Genomic DNA, 19786 nt, shown 5'->3' with positions numbered 1-19786 from the left:
TCACTTCCCAAAGCACCCTATGAAATTCATGAAGTCCTATTATCCTTTCTCAATTCTATTCCTTTCAATCCTGTTTTTTTCCTGTAAAAAAGAGGCTAAACTCTTTGCCTTAAAGTCCTCTGATGAAACAGGAATTACATTCAATAACCTGATCACAGAATCTGATAGCTTCAATATCCTGACTGATGAATATATATTCAATGGTGGAGGTGTTGCGGTGGCAGATTTTGATCAGGATGGTTTACCGGACCTTTTTTTTACCGGCAATCAAGTCTCCAATCGACTCTATCTCAATCAAGGAGACTTTCGGTTTAAAGATGTTTCAGAGACTTCTGGAATAATGGCTTCTGAAAAATGGTGTACTGGAGTCACCATTGTAGATATCAATACCGATGGATGGCCTGATATCTATGTGGCAGCTGCTATGAGAAAAGGTCAAGGCGAAAGAAATAATCTGTTTTTTGTCAATCAGGGAAAAAACGAAAAAGGGGATATTACCTTTTTGGAAATGGCTGAATCTTTTGGGATTGCTGACCCGGGTAATGGAATGGGAGCGGCATTTTTGGACTATGATCTAGATGGAGATTTGGATCTCTATGTACTCAATAACGAACAAGTCATTGCTAAGCCCACAAATTTCAAAGAGAAAGTGACCGATGGATCAGCAGTGAACAATGACGCGTTTTATAGAAACAATGGGGATGGGACTTTCACTAATGTCACCCTAGAAGCAGGAATTACCATCGAGGGTTTTGGATTGGGGATTGCCGTGGCTGATATGAATAATGACGGTTGGCCGGATATCCATATCAGCAATGATTACATCACCAATGATATCCTTTATATCAATAATCAGGATGGGACTTTTTCCAATCAAACCAAAGATCGACTGCGTCATCAAAGCCAGTTTTCTATGGGATCGGATATTTCTGATTTCAACAATGATGGTTTGCCAGACTTGATCACCATAGATATGCTGGGAGAAGACAACTACCGGAAGAAAACCACCATTGGTAAAAATGTCTATCAAACCTATATCAACAACGAACAGTGGGGCTACGAATACCAGTATGTCCGAAACATGCTGCATCTCAACAATGGGGCAGAATTGCCCATGAGTGAAATCGGCCTGATGGCTGGAGTCTATCAGACTGACTGGTCTTGGGCACCGCTATTTGTGGATGTGGACAATGACGGGTACCGGGATTTGTTGATTACAAATGGATTTCCAAGAGACATTACGGATAAGGATTTCGCCAACTATCGGGCGGATGTGGGAAGCATAGCTACGGTAAGACAGCTTTTGGATTCAATTCCAATTGTAAAGATTCCCAATTACTCCTACAAAAATCAAGGAGATTTGACCTTTGAAGACAGCGGTGAGGAATGGGGACTCAATACGCCTTCCTTTTCCAACGGAGCGGTTTTTGCCGATCTCGACCTGGATGGGGATTTGGATTACGTGGTCAATAATATCAATGACCCAGCCTTTGTCTTTGAAAATTCCCTAAATGAAAAGAGTCCCACTTCCAGCTTCCTTAGAGTTAAGCTCAAAGGACCCGCTTCCAACCCGGATGGTTTGGGGGCCAAGGTTTTGGTTACGGTCAATGATTCACTTCGGCTTTTTCAAGAGGCGCAAGTAGCCCGTGGGTACATGTCTTCCGTGGAAAATATTCTTCATTTCGGGTTGGGAGGGGCAAATTCGGTTGAGGAAGTCCGAGTGATATGGCTGGATGGAAAAGAGTCAACGCTATCCTCAACAGATGCCAATCAAGTTTTGGAAATCAGCTATCAAGATGCTGCAAATGGAAAAAGCTCCTTTGCAATAATGGACTGGGGTGAAGGAAATCCTGTCTTCGAGGAGGTTTCCGATGAGCTTGGAATTAGCCTTGTCCATCAAGAAGAGGATAAAATTGACTTCAATATTCAGAGAACTCTTCCTCACAAGCTTTCGCAATATGGACCAGCTATGGCAGTTGGGGACCTGAACGGAGATGGATTGGAGGACTTGGTGATTGGGTCTTCCTCAGGATTTACTCCTCTATGGTATGCGCAAAATTCTTCCGGAACATTTACTGAAAACTCCCTTTTACCCGGTGAGGATATGATGTACGAGGAAGCGGCTATTTTCGCGTTTGATATAGAAAATGATGGGGATTTGGACTTGTATTTGGTCAGTGGAAGTGCCGAATTTGCTCCCGGGTCGGTCTACTATGAGGATAGGCTTCTCCTCAATGACGGACGTGGGAATTTTACCTTAGACAAAAACTTCTCGGGAATCAAAGGCAACGGAAATACAGTCAAAGGAGCTGATTTTGATGGAGATGGCTTTGTGGATTTGTTTGTAGGAGGTAGGACTCCGGTTGCCCAATTTCCTTATCCCGAGCAAAGCTTCCTATTGCATAATAAGCGGGGCACTTTGGTGGATGTGACCAAAGAGAGAATTCCTGAAATTCAGAATTTGGGGATGATCACTGATGCTGCCTGGACCGATGTAGATGGGGATGGACAGATTGATTTAGTGGTGGTGGGAGAGCTGATGGCGATTACGGTTTTCAAGAATTCAGGAGGAAACTTTCAGAAGCTTTCGGATACAGGTTTGGAAAATCATCTGGGCTGGTGGAATGCGATTCAGACTGCCGACTTGGACGGGGACGGAGACATGGATTGGGTAGCAGGGAATCTCGGCGCCAACAATCATCACCACCCTTCTGCCGAGCGACCCGTGAGGATTTATGCCAAAGATTTTGATTCCAATGGCAGCGTTGACCCAGTGGTCTTTTCTTATTACAAAGACAAAATCGGTGGAGGGTACAATTCCTTCCCCAGCCATTTTTGGGATGACCTGAATGGACAGAGTACTCTTTTCAGAAGAAAATTCGAGCGATACAAGTATTTTGCATTGACCACCGAAACTACTCTTTTCACAGAGGAGGAGAAAAAAGATGCATTAATCCTGACTGGCAATTATGATCGTTCTGTTTGGGTCGAGAATCTGGGAGGAGGGAAATTCCAAGTCCACGAATTACCTACCCTAGCCCAATTGGCACCGGTGTACGGAATAGCCACCTACGATGTGAACGGAGATGGTAACCTAGACATCCTGCTCACCGGAAATGACTATGGAAATGAAATATTCATCGGGCGATTGGATGCTTCTTTGGGATTGTTGCTTTTGGGAGATGGAAATGGAGGGTTTACTCCTGTCAATTCCAGAGAAAGCGGCTTTGTAGTGCCGGGAGATGCTAAAGGCCTAGTCAGACTTGAAGGTGCGAATGGTCAATCTCTTTTCGCAGCAGCACAAAACCGCGGAAAACTACTCGTTTTCCGAAAATCAAATCTCTAACCGTCCGCTTTCCTGAGGCAGCTGAACTTAAGGGTTTAGTTCCTTAACGGTAAAGCTCACCTGGCCTTGCCGAACAGATATCCAAAATCAAATCCGCTACTTTGTCGGTCACATCGTCAAAGTAGCGCTTTCCTTTTTCTGGAGTTGATTTTTTTGGATTGCCGATTCCGGTGTCTTCGGTGACTTGGGACCATTTTCGCTCTGCCCAAGCCCATTTTTCACGGACACCCCGAATGACGGATTTTTTTTCTGCCCCATCTCCAGCTTCTTCCAAGGACAAGACCAATTCAGGATGTAAAAGTTGGATTAAGGCGGTTTCCATTTCGTCGGCATGGTCACCGGATTCCTCGAAGTATTGGTTCTTGTCTAAAGCCTGAAACCAATTGCAGGTGAATAGCATCATGTCCGGAAACTGCAATCCTAATTCCCGCAACATGGGCTGAAAGTTGTTGCCTCCATGGCTGTTGAGAATCAGGAATTTTTTGATGCCCTGACGGTTCAGCGTTTCCAAAATATCCCTGAGAATGATCAGTTGGGTACTCGGGTAAATATTGATATCCAGATAAATGTCTGACTGACCGGTATTGACTCCAAAGGGAATGGTGGGTAAAATGACCACTTTTGCTCCCTGTTCCCAGGCTTTTCTCCCACTCTCGGCACCAATGGCATCAGCCTCATATACATCCGTGCCATAGGGCATATGGTAATTGTGGGCCTCCGTTGCGCCCCATGGAAGAACGGCCATTTCGTAGCGAAAATGCTGAAGGTCTTTCCAGTTGGCTTCTTTGAGTAGGTAGGGTCTCATACTTATTTTGGGATTTGTGGAAAAGGAAGGGAATCTTTCTTTCAAAAGTGATAATTTGAAAGCTGATTTCTAAAATAAGATTCATGTCTCAAAGAAGAAAGTTTATCAAGCAAAGCCTGATGGGTTCTGCTCTTTTTTTGCCCGGAGTGGCCTCTGCTTTTGCCCAAACTGCTGAACAAAGCCCTGTTTCTGGTGAGAAACCGCTCATTTTGTCCACTTGGAACCACGGAATTCCTGCCAATGCGGATGCTTGGGCAAAGCTGAAGGGAGGAGGGAGTATTCTCGATGCGGTTGAGGCTGGAGTCCGAAATACGGAACTCGATATGAACAATCTTACAGTGGGATTGCAGGGACTTCCGGACCGTGAAGGAATTACCACTTTGGATGCTTCTATCATGACCGGAGATGGAGCTTGTGGCTCAGTGGCCTTTGTTAGGCAAATCAAACATCCGATTTCCTTGGCCCGGGCTGTAATGGAGAAGACTCCCCATGTGATGCTGGCTGGAGAAGGAGCCAGACAATTTGCCATAGCCCAAGGTTTTCCTTTGGAAAAGGAGGAACTCAGCCCCAAGGCCAAAGAGGCCTACGAAGAGTGGAAAAAGACCAGTCAATACAAGCCGATTATCAATATTGAAAATCACGATACGATTGGGATGATCGGGTTGGACGCAGAGGGAAAGCTGGCAGGGAGCTGTACTACAAGTGGCTTAGCTTACAAAATGCACGGTAGAGTGGGAGATAGCCCGATTATTGGAGCGGGACTGTATGTCGATGACGAGGTAGGTGCTGCTACCGCGACCGGGTTGGGTGAGTCCATTATTCGGATCTGTGCGAGCTTTCTGATTGTGGAGCTGATGCGTCAGGGACGTACTCCTCAGGAAGCATGTGAGGAGGCTGTAAAGCGACTGGTCGCCAAAAACAAAGGAATGGAGGATATTCAGGCCGGTTTTTTGGCTATCAATAAATACGGTGAGGTTGGAGCATTTGCTGTTCACCCTGGATTTAACTATGCCAAAGCCACCGAGTCAGGGAATGTATTGATAGATGCTGGAAGCTATTTTCAATCATGAGCAGAATACTACTTGAAGCCCCGGTTTTTAATCTTACAGCGGCATTGGATGCTGCGCAAAAAGGAATCGACCGATTGGAGTTGTGCTCCAATTTTCCAGAGGGAGGAGAGACGCCTAGTGCGGGGATGCTTCGATTTGTAAAAAGTGAGGTAGATATCCCCGTATTTGTCATGATACGACCTCGAGGGGGAGATTTTGTCTACTCTCAAAAAGAGCTTCTGGTCATGAAGCAGGATATCCAGCTTTTGGGAGAAATGGGAGCAGATGGCTTTGTTTTTGGAGTTTTGGATGAACAGGGGAGAGTCAATGAGTCTGCCTGCGAAATGCTTCTCCGAGCTGCCAACGGGAAGCCCTGTACTTTTCATCGGGCATTTGATGCTTCTTTGGTTTTGACAGATTCTCTGGAGAAGATTATTGCCCTAGGCTTTCAGAGGATTTTGACTTCTGGAGGCAAAAACACACTTACTGAGGGCCTTGAGGTTGTTTTGTCCTTGTTGAAGCAGGCTGGAGAGCGAATCATAATTTTACCCGGCGGAGGCACCAAGCCGGAACATGTTTCCCAGCTTCGGGCATCCGGATTCCTCAAGGAAGTGCATGCCTCCTGTAAGCTTGAGCAAGCTACGGGTAACGCTCACCTTTCCCCTGACCTTTCTTTTTCCTCCGCGCCTTTGGAATATGGCAAGCAATGGGGAGTCAACCCTGAATTGGTCAAGGAATTTCAAGCAGTTTTGTAAATCATGAAGAGAAGTTGGGTAGTAGGAATCTTGTGCTTAGTTGCGGCTTGTGGTCAGATTGGAGAGCGAAAGCAGCCACCTCCCTCACTTTATGAACTTTCTCAAACCGACCTAGATCTTTCTGGAGAGCAGTTGGCGAAAGGGTACTGTGGTAGCTGTCATGTCATGCCTTCTCCGGAAATTTTGGACCAAAAGACTTGGGCTAAGGTTCTTCCGGATATGAGAAAACGATTGGGCTTGTATTTGGAAGAAGATTTTGGGACACCTCTTCCTCAGGACGAGGGAGTGCCTGAGGGGATCTATTCCAGTCAGCCTATGATTTCCCGGGAGAATTGGGTCAAAATCGAGGATTTTTATCTCCAATCAGCTCCAGAATCCCCAATTCCACAGGCGGAAAAAATAGAGCCAAAAGCTGGGATTCCCGGATTTCAGCTGGAGATTCCTCAATTTGATTTTGTGCGACCCAGTCTGGTGACTATGCTCAGGATTCACCCAGAGACAGGAAATCTCTGGTTGGGGCATCGCTTTCGGGCTTTGTTTGAATTGAATTCTTCAAAGGGGTTTTCCCAATTGGATTCCATTCCCACAGCTGTTGCCCCGGTAGAAATCCGTTGGAAGGATTCTGGGGATTTTCAGTTGCTTAGTATGGGACTGATGGACCCGGCCAATGACTCCCTGGGGATTTGGTCGGAATTTTCCCAAGAGGGGAAAGGATGGAAAGAAACACCGGTTTTTGAACAACTGATTCGACCGATTCATGTAGAAGTGGAAGATTGGAATGGAGACGGAAAGGAGGATTACGCGGTTTGTCATTTCGGCAATCACTTGGGGAAGCTTTCTCTTTACCTCAGTCAGCCGGATGGCTTTGAAGAAATAATTCTAAAAAATGACCCTGGGGCTAGACGCTCTATAGCCACGGATTGGGATGAGGATGGGGATTTGGACTTGTTGGTGCTGATGACTCAGGCGAAGGAGTCTGTACTTTTATTTGAAAATCAAGGTCAGGGAAATTTCCGGGAAAAGAAACTTTTGGAATTTCATCCGGCCTTTGGTTCCAGCGACTTCCGATGGGTAGATATGGATGGAGATGGATTGAGAGATATTGTTTTGGTGAATGGGGACAATGCAGACCAATCCCAAATTCTCAAGAATTACCATGGTGTTCGGATTTTTAAGAATAATGGGAAAGGAGAGTTTGAAGAGACTTGGTTTTATCCTTTGCACGGGGCAAGCGGACTCGAAGTGGGGGATTTTGATCAGGATGGGAAAAAAGACCTATTTGTGATTGCTTTTTTTCCTGATTCGAAGCAAAAACCAAGACAGGATTTGGTCTTTTTCCATCAGGAGAGAATGGGTTTTCAGCCTTTCGTTTTAGCTCAATCTCCTGATATGCACTGGCTGACTCTTACTCAAGGAGACTTGGATGGAGATGGGGATCAGGATTTGGTCGTGGGGGCATTTGATTTCAATCAGCTCTACCAGGCCCCAAAAGGAGATTGGAAGCCTTTTGTGGTGTTGAGAAATCAACTTAATCCCTGAATAAATTTGGTGTTCAGCTTTTTGCGGCTTTTGATAGAGTGTGAAAGGTTTATTTTAATTTCTCTTAAAAACTCTTTTAATTCAAAATATAATTCTTCTGAATAGGCTTTTTTATTTAATAAAATTTTTTTCTTTTTAATTTTATAGATTAATAATTTTAATTTCTGCTGAAAATCAGTATCTTATTAATCTCATAAATAATTGTTTTGTCATGGTAAAAAGTTTTCAGGGGGTGAGAATGGTAGAGCCAAAGAAGCCCGCACAGCCAATTTTAGTCAAAGATCATATGAGTACCAGTTTGGTCACTTTTCGGCCTGAGGATACTATAGATCAGGTCATGGAGATTTTGACCAAGCGAAAAATCTCCGGTGCTCCTGTGGTGGATGAATCCGGTGCTTTGGTAGGGATCATCTCAGAGGTAGATTGTCTCAAAGAAATCATCAAAGGAAAATATACGAACACCATCCGCTTCCCTGCCAAAGTGAAAGACCTGATGACCAAGGATGTAATGACCCTCAGTCCGGATATCACTCTTTTTGACGCTGCTCAGAAGTTTTTGGATTATCAGATCCGAAGATTCCCTGTGCTGAAAGAGGGCCGATTGATTGGCCAAATAAGTTTGAGTGATGTAGTCAGAGCCTTTCCAAAACTAAAACATACTACTTGGTAGCAGGACTCTATCAGGATTTTATGAAAAAGCGAGGTTGTCTCAAAATTAAAGTTTGTCACATTGAGCGAAGTCGAAATGTCGTCCAGAGAGCTGGAAACGGCCTTCGACTCCGCTCAGGCTGACAACGAAACGATTTATGAGACAGCCTCGTTTGTTTATTTCAGATTAGCCTTGAAAAATGCGATGGTTTGATCCCAAGCCTGCTTTGCGGCGGTTTCGTCATACCGTGGAGTGGTATTGTTGTGGAATCCATGATTCACTCCCGGGTAGTTGATCATCTCGTATTTCTTGCCATTAGCCTTTAGAGCAGCCTCATAGGCTTCCCAGCCGGCATTGACTCGAGTGTCGAGTTCAGCATAAATCACCAGAAGTGGGGCTTGGATATTTGGTACATCTTCAGCAGCTGGCTGTCCACCATAGAAAGGTACAGCCGCTTTCAAATCAGGAATTCTCACAGCCATCATATTGGATATCCATCCACCAAAGCAAAAACCGACCACACCTACATTTCCGTCACAATCCGGATGGTTTTTTAAAAACTCATATGCCGCAATGAAATCTTCCAGCATTTCATTTCTATCTCGCTTGGACTGCATCGCCCGTCCTTCATCATCATTGCCGGGATAGCCTCCAAGTGGTGTCAACGCATCCGGTGCAATTGAAATAAATCCATCCACAGCACATCTCCTTCCTACGTCTTCGATATAGGGATTGAGCCCTCTGTTTTCATGGACCACCACGATACCGGGAAATTTTCCGCTTCCTGCAGGTTTGGAAAGTAGTCCTTTGATTTGCCCACCTCCTTTTGGAGAATCGTACATGACGTAGTCTGAGCTTTGCAGTCTTTCATCGGTAGGCTCTACAGTGCGGGTATTGATGTAGTCCGGCATCATAGAACTCATGAGTGCCGTGACTGTGATGCCTCCTACTGCGTAAGCAGAGAGCTTTTCTACGAAAGTTCTTCTGTCCAGCTTGTTGTGGCAATAGTAATCGTAGAGGTCAAATGCCTCTTGAGGAATGTCTTCTCTTTTTAGCTTATCCATGGTTAAGAAATGTCAGGTTAAGCTAAAAGTTAAAAGAAATCAGGTTAAAAAGTATAGAGAAAGATTCTGATATGCAGGATTTGGGGACGATCGGCAAGAAGCCTGTTCCGTTGAAATAGAACAAAGGCTGTTTTTGATCAGGGTCTGAATTTCATCTGTAATCCCATCAGAAAATTCCTTAGGATTTGGTCCTTACACTCCCGGTACTGATGTTGGGAAGGATTTCTGAAGAAAGCACTGAGCTCGTGCTTGCTGATTCGGAACCCTCGCAGACCAAAAATCTCCAGCATGTCGTCATCTTTCAGGTTTAAGGCAATCTTGAGCTTTCTGAGGATGAGGTTGTTGTTCAGCTTTTTTTCAGCTACAGGGGTTGAATCACCTTCTTTTTTTCCCCGTTTGAGAATGATAAATCCATTTAGAAAGGCCGCCAAGTCGACATCATAAATTGACTTGAATTCTGGATCGTCTTCCTTTTTCAGCCAATTGCTCACCTTGGAGCGGTCTGCCTCGATTCCTCCATTTTCAAAAATGGATATCATCTCAAAGTCGTTGAGATCAAAAGTATACCTCAGGGTTTTTAGGATGTCGTTATTTTTCATAGCTGAAATGGATCATCAAATATGGTAAAAATCAAAAGAAAGTTCTTGCCGCTGTTTTTCTGAGCCATTAAAAGCACAGGATATGAAGTAAAGATGGCGGGTCGATTCCAGACTCATGCAAAAGAAAAAAATGATGTGGAAATCCTAAATTGATTTTTTGCTTATCTTCAAATCAATCATCGCCTATGGAAACCAATTTCTTTCACAAAGAGCCAAAAGATAAAGCCGGAAGAGAAAGACAAACCTTTTATCGGGTAGCTTTCCAAAATTCAAGTAATCTGCTTCAAATCGCTGATAATAAGGCTAATATAATCATCAGTATCAATGCCTTGGTACTTTCTTCCATGATCGCTTTGGTCAGTTACGGCTCGATCTCCTCCCAGGTGGAAGTGGACAATCCTTTGATCCTCCTGCCTATTTTGATTTTTTTGGGAATAATTATTACCTCCACCATCTTGGCAGTGCAGGTAGCTAAGCCAAAAATTTTGGGAAAACCCAAAAATCCCGGTGACAAACCCTCATTCAGCGTTTTGTTTTTTGGCACTACAGAGTATTACAACTTAGAAGACTACCTGGAAAAAACCCATCAGGTCTTGGAGGGGAAAAAAGATATCATGGATCAGATGTCAGTTTCTCTTTATTATCAAGGGAAAATTTTAAGTCGAAAATACCGCTTACTCAATAGGGCATACAGTGTGTTTATTGCCGGAATGGGGTTTGGTGTTTTTGTTTTCTTTTGGATTCTCTACATCTGATTACCAGGTAAATTCAACTCTTTGTCTTTTCATTCCTTTACCCACACTCCAAACAAAGGATCTTTTGGGGCGTTAGTTTCTTGAGAGCTGATTTTTGTCAATCTTTTCAGGGTTGATTCATTTTATCTAATTGATTTCCATACAAAATACCCCTCCATTTGGCGTATTGGCTCTTTTCTGGACTTATGGACCACAGAATGGAAAAAAGAGTCATAGTTTTTATCTATCGAAAAAAAAATTAAATACAGATACTTTTCATTAATTTCGTCATCTAAGTAATTACTAAATCAATTTATACTATGGATACACATCACAGCAACGGAGGAGACATCTCTAAATGTCCTTTCCACAATGGGACCATGACTGCAGCTGCAGGAAAAGGTCAGCAAAATGTAGATTGGTGGCCCAACCAATTGAATATCAACATTCTTAGACAGCATTCTTCCCTTTCTGATCCAATGGATGAGGGATTTGACTATGCTAAAGAATTCCAGACCTTGGATCTTAAGGAAGTGAAAGCTGACATTGAGAAAGTGTTGACTACTTCTCAGGATTGGTGGCCAGCTGACTATGGACACTATGGTCCATTCATGATTAGAATGGCATGGCATAGTGCTGGTACATACCGAGTTCAGGATGGACGTGGCGGTGCCGGTACAGGTACCCTTCGCTTTGCTCCATTGAACTCCTGGCCAGACAATGCCAACTTGGATAAAGCTCGTCTTCTGCTTTGGCCAGTAAAACAGAAATACGGAAAGAAAATTTCTTGGGCAGACTTGATGATCCTTACCGGTAATGTGGCTTTGGAATCCATGGGCTTTGAGACTTTTGGATTTGCCGGAGGCCGAAAAGATGTATGGGAGTCTGAAAAGGACGTTTACTGGGGATCAGAAAAAGAATGGAAGGCTCACAGAAGCCCAGAGGCTTTGGAAAATCCACTTGGAGCTACGGAAATGGGTCTGATCTATGTCAATCCAGAAGGTCCAAACAACGTTCCTGATCCGCTATTGGCTGCTCAGGCTATCCGTGAGACTTTTGGGCGAATGGCTATGAACGACTATGAAACCGTGGCTCTGATCGCAGGTGGACATACTTTCGGAAAAACTCACGGTGCTGCAGACCCAGGAAAATACGTGAGTGCTGAGCCTGCAGGTGCATCCATCGAAGAGATGAGTACCGGCTGGAACAGTAGCTATGGCAAAGGTAACGCAGAAGATACCATTACCTCTGGTATCGAAGGTGCTTGGACATCTACTCCTGCCAAGTGGGGACATGACTACTTCAAGTTCCTTTTCGAGTACGAGTGGGAACTGACCAAGAGCCCTGCCGGAGCACATCAGTGGGTAGCAAAGAATTCTGAGGCCATTATCCCAGATGCTCACATCCCTGGCAAATTCCACAAGCCATTTATGCTGACTACGGACTTGTCCTTGAGATTTGATCCGGAATACGAGAAAGTCTCCAGAAGATTCTATGAAAATCCAGAGGAGTTTGCCGATGCTTTTGCAAGAGCTTGGTTTAAGCTTACTCACCGGGATATGGGACCAAAGTCCAGATATCTGGGTGCTGAGGTTCCTGCTGAAGATTTGATCTGGCAAGATCCTATCCCTGCTGTCAATCATCCTCTGGCTGACGAGAAGGATATCGCTGGCTTGAAAGCCAATATTCTTGCTTCTGGCTTGACTGTATCTGAGTTGGTGTCTACAGCTTGGGCTTCTGCATCTACCTTCAGAGGTTCTGACTTTAGGGGTGGTGCTAATGGTGGCCGACTTCGATTGGAGCCTCAGAAGAATTGGGAGGTAAATAACCCAACTCAATTGAACAAAGTACTAGGTGTATTGGAAAGCATTCAGGAAGAGTTCAACAGCACTGCTGATGGAGGTAAAAAAATCTCCATGGCAGACCTGATCGTCCTGGGTGGTGTGGCTGCTGTAGAAAAAGCAGCAAAAGACGCCGGATTTGATGTGGCTGTTCCATTCACTCCTGGAAGAACTGACGCCGCTCAAGAAGATACCGAAGTAGATTCTTTCGAGTGGCTGAAGCCTTGGGCAGATGGATTCCGCAACTACATGAGTGCAGAATCAACTGTGAAGGCAGAGGAAGCTTTGATCGATAAGGCTCAACTGCTCACTCTGACCGCTCCTGAAATGACTGTATTGGTAGGGGGTATGAGAGTATTGGGTGCAAATTGGGATGGAGGAAAGCATGGAGTCTTGACTTCCACTCCAGGCAAGCTGACCAATGATTTCTTTGTCAATATTCTTGATATGAGTACCACTTGGAGAGCTACTTCTGACAAGCAGAATGTCTTTGTAGGAAGTGATCGAAAAACAGGAGAGCCTAAGTGGACCGGTACCCGTGCGGACTTGATCTTTGGATCCAATTCCGAACTCAGAGCTTATGCAGAAGTATATGCATGCGAAGATGCCAAGGCAAAATTTGTCAAAGACTTCGTGAAAGCTTGGAACAAGGTGATGAACTTGGACAGATTTGATTCCTAATCACTAAAAGTTCAATAGAAAAAAGCGATCCGACCGGATCGCTTTTTTTATGTTCTTTTTTTACTTAAAAGGCCATAAAACCCAAGAATGCGAATAATAGCGCAATCGCATAAAAGGCCAAACCAATGATGGTCAATATCCCCATAAACTTGAACAGAGATTTCTGATTTTCCAGAGCTCCAGAAAGTTGATCTTGATCTCGGGAAAGTACAGCTGCTTTCATTTTTGCAGAAAACCGATATAGATACAGGCAGGGAAAGAAATAAAGCAAAGCACCCAGGAGATAGATGACAGTGATTATTCCACTGGACTCAAAAGGAAAATCTTCAGAAGGTGCTTCAACAAGATTTTCCATGATAAATCCAATACTAAAGGCCAAAACTGCAATAAGCCCGACAAATACGAAGCCTACAATGGAGAGGAAATTCCCCCAGCGAGCCGTCTCCATGACTAGATGAAGGGAAGATTTCGGGATAATCAGATCAGGTTTGAAATTGGAATCATGGGATTCAGAGAGCATGGATCCTTGCATAAGGTGTAGGGGTGGTTGATTTTTATTTTTTTAAGATAAAGGAACCCCTAATTAATGGCAATAAGGTATTCCAAGAAATACCCTGTTTAGGGTATTTTTTTTGGTTTTTAGAAAGGTTACACAAGCCTGCAATCCATCCCTCCCGGTTTATCTTTTTCCAAAAGGCTTAAACTTGGATTTGATCCTGTCTTTCTTCCCTTGCTATTCCACTGGAGCTGTATTTTTAACTATATTGACCAAGTCGCTATGTGGTTAGTCCAGCTGTTAAAACAACCCTATCCTATCAATTCATTCAGGAAGATGACCTGGCTGGCTGCAATCATATCCGTTTTTGTCTTTTTGTTTTTGTCTTTTTTTCAGCCCTTTGGATTAGTATCGGATACATGGGGAGCTCTTTTGAAGGTGACCTCGATGTATGGATTGATTACCTTTTTTACCATGGTTTTGACCACATGGGGTATCCGGTCTCTTTTTCCGAATTATTTCCTGGAGAAAAATTGGGTTTTTGGTCGCGAACTCCTCATCACCTTGCTTTACTTTTTTCTTATTGGGGGAGTCAATGCCCTTTATTCCAACTATCAATTTGCTATCGGACTCAGTTTAAAGGGGTTTTTATGGTTTCAGTTCTATACCTTGGGAGTAGGAATTTTTCCTATCCTTTTTTTCATGATGTTCAAGTACACCCGATTACTGAGCAAAAACAGCAAAACTGCCCATGATCTTTCAGGAAGCCTTTCGAAATCCATAAAATCGGGAAAATCGAATCTGCACACCAAAATCCAAATTCACTCCGAGCTTAAGAAAGACGATCTTGAAATCTTTGCCGAGGATTTGATTTATGCAGAAGCAGCAGACAATTACATAGCCATACATCATCTTCATAATGGAGAGCTCCAAAAATCCATGGTCAGAAGTACTTTGGGGAGACTCGAAACTGATGTGGCGGACTATCCGCATTTGGTAAGATGTCACCGTGCTTTTCTGGTGAATCTGGATTTTTTAGAAAGTTTCAAGGGAAACGCACAAGGCCTTCAACTCAAGCTTAAATCTATTTCAAATGAAATTCCTGTTTCCCGGAATCGGGTGGGAAAAATCAAAGAATTGCTCGATTAGACCTTGTCATTTGGCACCAAATGCTTGGTCATTTAGCCCAAGGATTGCTATTTGTCCCAAATTCCTGCCCTCTGCCCCTGTTATTTTTTCGTGATTGGACCCCGTCATAAGTTTGACAAAAAACAACAGGACTTATGCTTTATCAATCCATTCTTATCCTTCATGTCGTCACGGGCTTTTTTGCCCTTCTATTCGGGGCTTTGGCTATTGCTTCTCAAAAGGGACAAAAAAATCACCTAAAAACCGGCAAAGCATACGTGCTTATGATGTATTCAGTGGGTCTCTCCGCCATCGCCATGACCTTTCTGAAACCTAATCCCTTTCTCTTTACCGTCGGGGTATTTACCTTGTACCTGACCTATACAGGACAGCGGTCAATCTTCTATTTTCGGCTGAAAGAAGACTACCGCAACAGTTGGAAAGACTTAGTTCCTATACTTTTTGCCTTAGTCATAGCTGCTGGTATGATCCTTCAACCAATCTTCCGGATGCTGGAATCCCAGTCCCTATTTGTTTCTGTAATGGGAGTATTCGGTGTTTTTTTGATGGGTTTTGCGATTCGTGATTTGCGGCTGGTGATCAAGAATCCTACTTTCAAACCCAATCAGAAGTCCTGGCTTATTCAGCATATCGGAAGAATAGGAGGGGCCTATATTGCTACCTTGACCGCTTTTTTGGTCACCAATCTGCATTTCAATCTGGGGTGGATCATTTGGCTTGCACCCACCCTCGTCGGGTCATTTCTTTTGGCCAAAGTCTCCAGAGATTGGAAGAAAAAGTTGAAAATTCAACCCTAAAGCCCTTACCTCTACAGGGTAAAGTCTGTGTTTCCCAAGATCATATTTTATTCATCCAAAAATCAACTCATAGTGAAGTGTTTCTTTCTAACCTATTGCATTTGCCTACTTTCATTTTTCGCTCATGGGGATATCGTGCTAGTCGGTAAGGTAACTAACGAACTGGACGAGCCTATTTCTTTTGCGAGCGTTGGTTTTGTGGATACTTCTATTGGAACGGTGTCCAATATGGAAGGAGAATTCATCCTTTTCCTACAGGAAACCCCTCCCTCAAATTCCATATTGCGTGTTTCTTCCATGGGATTTGAGCCAGTGGAAAAAGGCCTGACCGAGGTGGACCTAGGCGTACCTCTGCATTTTCAGCTTAAGGAAAACACCTTTTCACTCGATGAGGTGATCGTAAAATCCGGAGCTCTGGAGACTATTGAATATGGGAATCCAGACGAAAAAACTGCCATAAAAACCAACCTGGCAATCAGTAATCAACCCAATATGAATCTCGGGGCTGAAATCGGTCGGAAATTCCGGCTGAGTGATAAACCTAATTATCTTTCCAAACTTAAATTTCATCTGGCCTACAACAATTTCGACACGCTGTTGATTCGGATAAATTTTTATCAGTTGGAATCAGGAAAGCTTACTCAAATCCAGCAAGCCAAACCCATCATCAGACAGATTGTAAACCAAAAAAGCGGGTGGGTGACCTTGGATTTGGAGGAGGAAAATCAGGTCCTGAGTGGTACTGTTGTCGCTAGCATAGAGTGGATAGGAGCTAGTAAGGTCGGCAATACTTTTGCATTGAATATATCCATGCCTGCACTTTTTCAAACGCACTACTACAAATATGGTGCGCAGAATAGGTGGAAAGTGTACCCAAACATGTCTTCCTCTATGGTTCTGTCGGTACAAGTCGAAAGCTAATTATTTAGGTTCATGACTTCGCCTTCAAACGAAAAAGATTGGATTGTAAAGCTTGGTTTTTACTTAGAGCCATTCGCTCAAATTCCGCATTGGTTAGTAAATAGCTTTAGAAATCAGAAGTCTGTACACCATTCAATGGTGACTTGAAAATTACTCCTCCTTGGGCAATAGTGTATGCTGGGTAAGGCTATACTTGCCATCCAAGTCCCGGTAGACAATGGCATTCCAGGTCTCTCCGTTTTCCAAAGTGAAGGTCACATCGTAATTGTATCCCTTCACTACCTGTCGCTTCGCGGAAAGGATTTTCTGAAGGTAAAATTCCGGGTCGATATTTTCTGAAGCAAACTTGGCAGCCTCTTCGACTTCCTGATCTACAGGTATTTCTTCCCAGCCTCCTGCCATTATTTCTTCTGGTTGGGAGGAGCTTTCTTCAGGCATGGAAAGGGCTTCTTCACTGGATTCACTTGGGCTTTTGCAGGAAAAAGTCAGGGATAGTCCCAGCAGGATTAGGATTGAATTTTTCATCGTATTGAGGGTTTGGTGGCTGTAAAAAAGGCTTGGCCTTTGTTTAAAGTTACCCAAAATTCAAGGCTTTTCTTTTTTCCTTTCAGAAAAAGCCAATGATTCACTTAAATCAAACCCCGCTCTTTCAGGACCTTTTCTAGTTCAGAAGTGTTTCTTGGATTTTTTAGGAGTTTGTAGATAAAAAAGACTGGAAAAATCATCGGAATCAGGAATCCGATTCGCTTTTCTGGCGAAAGAATCCATGCTCCAAACCCAAAAATCAGAATTCCGGCAAGAAAGCCAATCCCAAAAGCATGGTATTTTTTGGAGGTTTTTTCCTTTTTTACCTCGGCTAGCAATTGCTCGTTACTCATCTCTTCATAATTATTCTTTTCCATTTTTCAATTGGTTTTAAAAGTCATTCAATCGGTTTTCATTCCGACTCAGCTGGTAAATCATTCTTTAAGATATCAAATTTTTTGAGCTAAAGTGATTACAGCCATAGCTGCAAATAGTAAGAGTGTCCCAAAAGTGAGGTAGAGCAAATAGGTAAGAAGGGTACGGAAAACTCTTCCGGCCGGCTTGGCTTGATCAAATAGTTTCCAAAATACCCAAAAGGCATACCCCGTGGACAAAAAGAAGGAACTACTCTCAAACAACTGGTTTTGAAACAGGGCCTCTCCCAAAGTACAGATTCCGTAAATTAAAGCTTGCTGCCCTGAGACATAGCAGTTGATGACAATGAACTCAAGAAAATTGAATCCAAATTTTCGAAAGGAAAGGAAGCATGCAAAAGAATAAACAGGAAGAAGAAACAAAGTCGATATCCGAAAATTGTAAACAAACCAGCTCAACACTTTTTCCGCATTGGATTCTTGGTTTAGATCTGAGGCACCTGAGATCCAGCCTGAATAAAAGGAGTCCAGCCAGGTACTTTGATCTGTGAATTCGGCCAAAAGGAAGTAAAAGGTAGAAGTAGTCAATAAAAAAGCAAAAGGCTTGAAATAGGGTTTTCTCTTTCCTTGAAGAAAGTTTTTTATAGCAATTCCGGGTCTCACAATCAATTCCCAAATAGTGAAAAACAGCCCCCGATTGACTTGAAATACCGAATCGGAAAGGTCATTGATAAAACCTGAAAAATTGATCCTGCTGATCTTTATGCTTTGACCGCAATTCCCGCAAAAGTTTTCCTCTACCAGATTTCCGCAGTTCTTACAATTCATCGATAGTGCCATTTATGCTTAATCTACTGATTTTTTGGTAAATGGTGGAAGGTGGAGTTTTGTGCCTGACCAATACTCAGACTTATGGATTATTTTTTCTTTTCTAAAGCCTAATTGTCTGACAAAATCTTTCCCTCGAGATGGGGCTTGTAGGTTTCCCTAGGGTAAAGTAAGAATATGCTTGTTTTTCAGAATAGGGAAGTAAACTTTTTACCCTATTTTCGATTTCAAGTAACCCTGAAAATACCAAGCCTTGAGAATTACCCTTACGATTGCCCTTTTAACCTTCTTCACTTTTCCATTTGGGACACAGCAAAAGGATTGTGAGCTTCGAAAATCTGCTGAGGGCATCGAAGTCTACACCTGTAAAATGGAAGACTCCAAGATTAATTCTATCCAGTCGAGTTTCACGGTTTCTACTTCTATTGAAGCACTTTCGGAGGCTTTGTTTGATCTGGATAACTTCCACAAATGGCAATACAAAATCCGGAAAACGGAAATGCTGAAGCGAATTTCATCAGAGGAATTTGTCTATCGTGCTGAGCTGCAGACTCCTTGGCCTGTTTCCAACAGGGACTTGATCCTACAGGTGAAAATGTCAAAGGGAAGTAAGCCCAACGAATATCATTTTTCTGCTATCGGTAGACCTGGATTTATTCCTCCCCGTGATGGATTTGTACGAGTTCCTCTGAGTGAGGCACATTGGTACATTCAGGTGGTGGATGATCATCATATAGAGATCAAACACAGCATTTTGATCGATCCGGGAGGTTCTATCCCTGCCTGGCTGATGAATTTATCCCTGGCTGAAGGACCATTCGAAACCTTCAAAAGTCTGCGGGAGTATTTGGCTGACGGTAATTAGCCGATAAATTATTTTGCAATAGAAAATTTTAAAGGCTAAAGAAAGGGCTGATGCAAAGCACAAGCCTGCCTGCTGCAGGCAGGTCAGGAGACCTGTCCGTCCTCCAGGCGGGCTTGCGCTAGTGAAGCAATTATCAATAGCCAATCATCAATGAGCAATAAGTATGGATCAATGGATTTACTAAAATCAATCTTTTAATTTTTCAATCTTCTAATCTTCCAATCTTATCAAAATGAAAACACTGTGGATTACTCCCGAAGGCCTGGAAAAGCTGAAGGCCGAATTGGATCACCTGTGGAAGGTGGAGCGTCCGGAGACTACCCAAAAGGTAGCCTGGGCGGCAAGCTTGGGGGACCGCTCCGAAAATGCCGATTATACCTACAACAAAAAACGTCTTCGGGAAATCGACCGTCGCGTGCATTACCTACGAAAAATGCTGGATAATCTGAAGGTGATTCCCTACACCCCTTTTCAGGAAGGAAAAGTCATGTTCGGGGCTTGGGTGGAGGTGGAAAATGCTAAAGGACACAAGATTCGCATCCGAATCGTAGGTGGGGAGGAGATTTTTGAACGGAGGGATTACATTTCAGTAGATTCTCCAATGGCGCAGGCCCTGCTCAAAAAAGAAGTAGGGGATGAGGCGATCGTCCAAACTCCGACTATGCAGATGGCTTGGAAGATCAGGAAGATTGAGTACGAGAAGTAGCAAATCAGCTTCTTTTAACTGGGGCTGGGTAGTTTCAAATGGTAAGATTTCTCCTTGATTAGA

General features: G+C 43.5%; 19 protein-coding genes. 12 read left to right on the top strand and 7 right to left on the bottom strand.

What is annotated here, in order from left to right; all coding sequences use genetic code 11:
• The first annotated feature begins 28 nt into the window (after positions 1 to 28).
• A complete protein-coding gene (locus AAA938_RS08255) occupies positions 29 to 3346 on the top strand; it encodes a VCBS repeat-containing protein (protein ID WP_338228179.1) in 3318 nt (1105 codons plus the stop codon).
• Between the two features lie 43 nt (positions 3347 to 3389).
• On the opposite strand, the gene AAA938_RS08250 is transcribed toward AAA938_RS08255, so the two are convergent.
• A complete protein-coding gene (locus AAA938_RS08250) occupies positions 3390 to 4151 on the bottom strand; it encodes a creatininase family protein (RefSeq protein ID WP_338228178.1) in 762 nt (253 codons plus the stop codon).
• 83 nt (positions 4152 to 4234) lie between these two features.
• On the opposite strand from AAA938_RS08250, the gene AAA938_RS08245 reads away from it, so the two are divergent.
• The 4 genes from AAA938_RS08245 (at position 4235) to AAA938_RS08230 (ending at position 8164) form a co-directional block, all read left to right on the top strand.
• A complete protein-coding gene (locus AAA938_RS08245; RefSeq protein ID WP_338228177.1) occupies positions 4235 to 5221 on the top strand; it encodes an isoaspartyl peptidase/L-asparaginase family protein in 987 nt (328 codons plus the stop codon).
• A complete protein-coding gene (locus tag AAA938_RS08240) occupies positions 5218 to 5955 on the top strand; it encodes a copper homeostasis protein CutC (protein WP_338228176.1) in 738 nt (245 codons plus the stop codon). Before AAA938_RS08245 ends, AAA938_RS08240 begins: the two co-directional genes overlap by 4 nt.
• Before the next feature lie 3 nt (positions 5956 to 5958).
• Positions 5959 to 7494, top strand: a complete 1536-nt coding sequence (locus tag AAA938_RS08235) for an FG-GAP repeat domain-containing protein (protein ID WP_338228175.1) — start codon at positions 5959 to 5961, stop codon at positions 7492 to 7494.
• Between the two features lie 211 nt (positions 7495 to 7705).
• Positions 7706 to 8164, top strand: coding sequence for a CBS domain-containing protein (locus tag AAA938_RS08230; RefSeq protein WP_338228174.1), 459 nt, complete (start codon positions 7706 to 7708; stop codon positions 8162 to 8164).
• A 155-nt stretch (positions 8165 to 8319) separates the two neighbouring features.
• Here the strand turns inward: AAA938_RS08230 and AAA938_RS08225 are convergent, their stop codons facing one another.
• Together AAA938_RS08225 and AAA938_RS08220 are read right to left on the bottom strand one after the other, a co-directional pair.
• Entirely contained in the window at positions 8320 to 9207 is an 888-nt protein-coding gene (locus tag AAA938_RS08225; protein ID WP_338228172.1) for a dienelactone hydrolase family protein, read from the bottom strand.
• 137 nt (positions 9208 to 9344) lie between these two features.
• The gene (locus AAA938_RS08220; protein WP_338228171.1) at positions 9345 to 9806 is read right to left on the bottom strand and encodes a YehS family protein; all 462 of its coding nucleotides are present in this window, start codon (positions 9804 to 9806) and stop codon (positions 9345 to 9347) included.
• Positions 9807 to 9991: 185 nt separating this feature from the next.
• On the opposite strand from AAA938_RS08220, the gene AAA938_RS08215 reads away from it, so the two are divergent.
• Positions 9992 to 10561: a Pycsar system effector family protein gene (locus tag AAA938_RS08215; protein WP_338228170.1), complete on the top strand. Its 570-nt coding sequence runs from the start codon at positions 9992 to 9994 to the stop codon at positions 10559 to 10561.
• Positions 10562 to 10860: 299 nt separating this feature from the next.
• Positions 10861 to 13062 carry a catalase/peroxidase HPI gene (katG, locus tag AAA938_RS08210; protein WP_338228168.1) on the top strand — a complete coding sequence of 734 codons (2202 nt, stop codon included), beginning with the start codon at positions 10861 to 10863 and terminating at the stop codon, positions 13060 to 13062.
• Between the two features lie 64 nt (positions 13063 to 13126).
• Here the strand turns inward: katG and AAA938_RS08205 are convergent, their stop codons facing one another.
• Positions 13127 to 13594 carry a DUF5362 family protein gene (locus AAA938_RS08205; protein WP_338228167.1) on the bottom strand — a complete coding sequence of 156 codons (468 nt, stop codon included), beginning with the start codon at positions 13592 to 13594 and terminating at the stop codon, positions 13127 to 13129.
• Positions 13595 to 13894: 300 nt separating this feature from the next.
• Here AAA938_RS08205 and AAA938_RS08200 point away from each other — a divergent pair, with 300 nt between their 5' ends.
• The 3 genes from AAA938_RS08200 (at position 13895) to AAA938_RS08190 (ending at position 16425) form a co-directional block, all read left to right on the top strand.
• A complete protein-coding gene (locus AAA938_RS08200; protein WP_338228166.1) occupies positions 13895 to 14707 on the top strand; it encodes a LytR/AlgR family response regulator transcription factor in 813 nt (270 codons plus the stop codon).
• A 134-nt stretch (positions 14708 to 14841) separates the two neighbouring features.
• On the top strand, positions 14842 to 15504 hold the full coding sequence (locus AAA938_RS08195) for a DUF2306 domain-containing protein (RefSeq protein WP_338228165.1): 663 nt from the start codon (positions 14842 to 14844) through the stop codon (positions 15502 to 15504).
• Between the two features lie 72 nt (positions 15505 to 15576).
• On the top strand, positions 15577 to 16425 hold the full coding sequence (locus tag AAA938_RS08190) for a carboxypeptidase-like regulatory domain-containing protein (protein ID WP_338228164.1): 849 nt from the start codon (positions 15577 to 15579) through the stop codon (positions 16423 to 16425).
• Positions 16426 to 16575: 150 nt separating this feature from the next.
• Here AAA938_RS08190 and AAA938_RS08185 read toward each other — a convergent pair whose 3' ends face one another.
• The 3 genes from AAA938_RS08185 to AAA938_RS08175 form a co-directional block, all read right to left on the bottom strand.
• Positions 16576 to 16950 carry a cystatin domain-containing protein gene (locus AAA938_RS08185; protein ID WP_338228162.1) on the bottom strand — a complete coding sequence of 125 codons (375 nt, stop codon included), beginning with the start codon at positions 16948 to 16950 and terminating at the stop codon, positions 16576 to 16578.
• 104 nt (positions 16951 to 17054) lie between these two features.
• Complete coding sequence (locus tag AAA938_RS08180; protein WP_338228161.1) at positions 17055 to 17327, bottom strand: hypothetical protein; 273 nt, start codon at positions 17325 to 17327, stop codon at positions 17055 to 17057.
• 72 nt (positions 17328 to 17399) lie between these two features.
• Entirely contained in the window at positions 17400 to 18152 is a 753-nt protein-coding gene (locus tag AAA938_RS08175; RefSeq protein ID WP_338228160.1) for a DUF3667 domain-containing protein, read from the bottom strand.
• Positions 18153 to 18405: 253 nt separating this feature from the next.
• On the opposite strand from AAA938_RS08175, the gene AAA938_RS08170 reads away from it, so the two are divergent.
• Together AAA938_RS08170 and greB are read left to right on the top strand one after the other, a co-directional pair.
• Entirely contained in the window at positions 18406 to 19017 is a 612-nt protein-coding gene (locus AAA938_RS08170) for an START domain-containing protein (RefSeq protein WP_338228159.1), read from the top strand.
• 232 nt (positions 19018 to 19249) lie between these two features.
• Positions 19250 to 19723, top strand: a complete 474-nt coding sequence (gene greB / locus AAA938_RS08165; protein ID WP_338228158.1) for a transcription elongation factor GreB — start codon at positions 19250 to 19252, stop codon at positions 19721 to 19723.
• Positions 19724 to 19786: the final 63 nt, after the last annotated feature.

The sequence above is a fragment of the Algoriphagus taiwanensis genome (assembly GCF_036245645.1).
GTDB lineage: Bacteria > Bacteroidota > Bacteroidia > Cytophagales > Cyclobacteriaceae > Algoriphagus > Algoriphagus taiwanensis.
The sequence above is the reverse complement of the archived record's forward strand: the minus strand, read 5'-3'. Positions and strand labels throughout refer to the sequence as shown.

What these genes read in the sequence shown, in the direction of transcription:
- AAA938_RS08220 (WP_338228171.1), bottom strand. Translation starts at nt 9,806, where the DNA reads ATGAAAAATAACGACATCCTAAAAACCCTGAGGTATACTTTTGATCTC.
- AAA938_RS08240 (WP_338228176.1), top strand. Translation starts at nt 5,218, where the DNA reads ATGAGCAGAATACTACTTGAAGCCCCGGTTTTTAATCTTACAGCGGCA.
- katG (WP_338228168.1), top strand. Translation starts at nt 10,861, where the DNA reads ATGGATACACATCACAGCAACGGAGGAGACATCTCTAAATGTCCTTTC.
- greB (WP_338228158.1), top strand. Translation starts at nt 19,250, where the DNA reads ATGAAAACACTGTGGATTACTCCCGAAGGCCTGGAAAAGCTGAAGGCC.
- AAA938_RS08180 (WP_338228161.1), bottom strand. Translation starts at nt 17,327, where the DNA reads ATGGAAAAGAATAATTATGAAGAGATGAGTAACGAGCAATTGCTAGCC.
- AAA938_RS08230 (WP_338228174.1), top strand. Translation starts at nt 7,706, where the DNA reads ATGGTAAAAAGTTTTCAGGGGGTGAGAATGGTAGAGCCAAAGAAGCCC.
- AAA938_RS08195 (WP_338228165.1), top strand. Translation starts at nt 14,842, where the DNA reads ATGCTTTATCAATCCATTCTTATCCTTCATGTCGTCACGGGCTTTTTT.
- AAA938_RS08200 (WP_338228166.1), top strand. Translation starts at nt 13,895, where the DNA reads ATGACCTGGCTGGCTGCAATCATATCCGTTTTTGTCTTTTTGTTTTTG.
- AAA938_RS08225 (WP_338228172.1), bottom strand. Translation starts at nt 9,207, where the DNA reads ATGGATAAGCTAAAAAGAGAAGACATTCCTCAAGAGGCATTTGACCTC.
- AAA938_RS08185 (WP_338228162.1), bottom strand. Translation starts at nt 16,950, where the DNA reads ATGAAAAATTCAATCCTAATCCTGCTGGGACTATCCCTGACTTTTTCC.
- AAA938_RS08215 (WP_338228170.1), top strand. Translation starts at nt 9,992, where the DNA reads ATGGAAACCAATTTCTTTCACAAAGAGCCAAAAGATAAAGCCGGAAGA.
- AAA938_RS08255 (WP_338228179.1), top strand. Translation starts at nt 29, where the DNA reads ATGAAGTCCTATTATCCTTTCTCAATTCTATTCCTTTCAATCCTGTTT.
- AAA938_RS08175 (WP_338228160.1), bottom strand. Translation starts at nt 18,152, where the DNA reads ATGAATTGTAAGAACTGCGGAAATCTGGTAGAGGAAAACTTTTGCGGG.
- AAA938_RS08205 (WP_338228167.1), bottom strand. Translation starts at nt 13,594, where the DNA reads ATGCAAGGATCCATGCTCTCTGAATCCCATGATTCCAATTTCAAACCT.
- AAA938_RS08235 (WP_338228175.1), top strand. Translation starts at nt 5,959, where the DNA reads ATGAAGAGAAGTTGGGTAGTAGGAATCTTGTGCTTAGTTGCGGCTTGT.
- AAA938_RS08245 (WP_338228177.1), top strand. Translation starts at nt 4,235, where the DNA reads ATGTCTCAAAGAAGAAAGTTTATCAAGCAAAGCCTGATGGGTTCTGCT.
- AAA938_RS08250 (WP_338228178.1), bottom strand. Translation starts at nt 4,151, where the DNA reads ATGAGACCCTACCTACTCAAAGAAGCCAACTGGAAAGACCTTCAGCAT.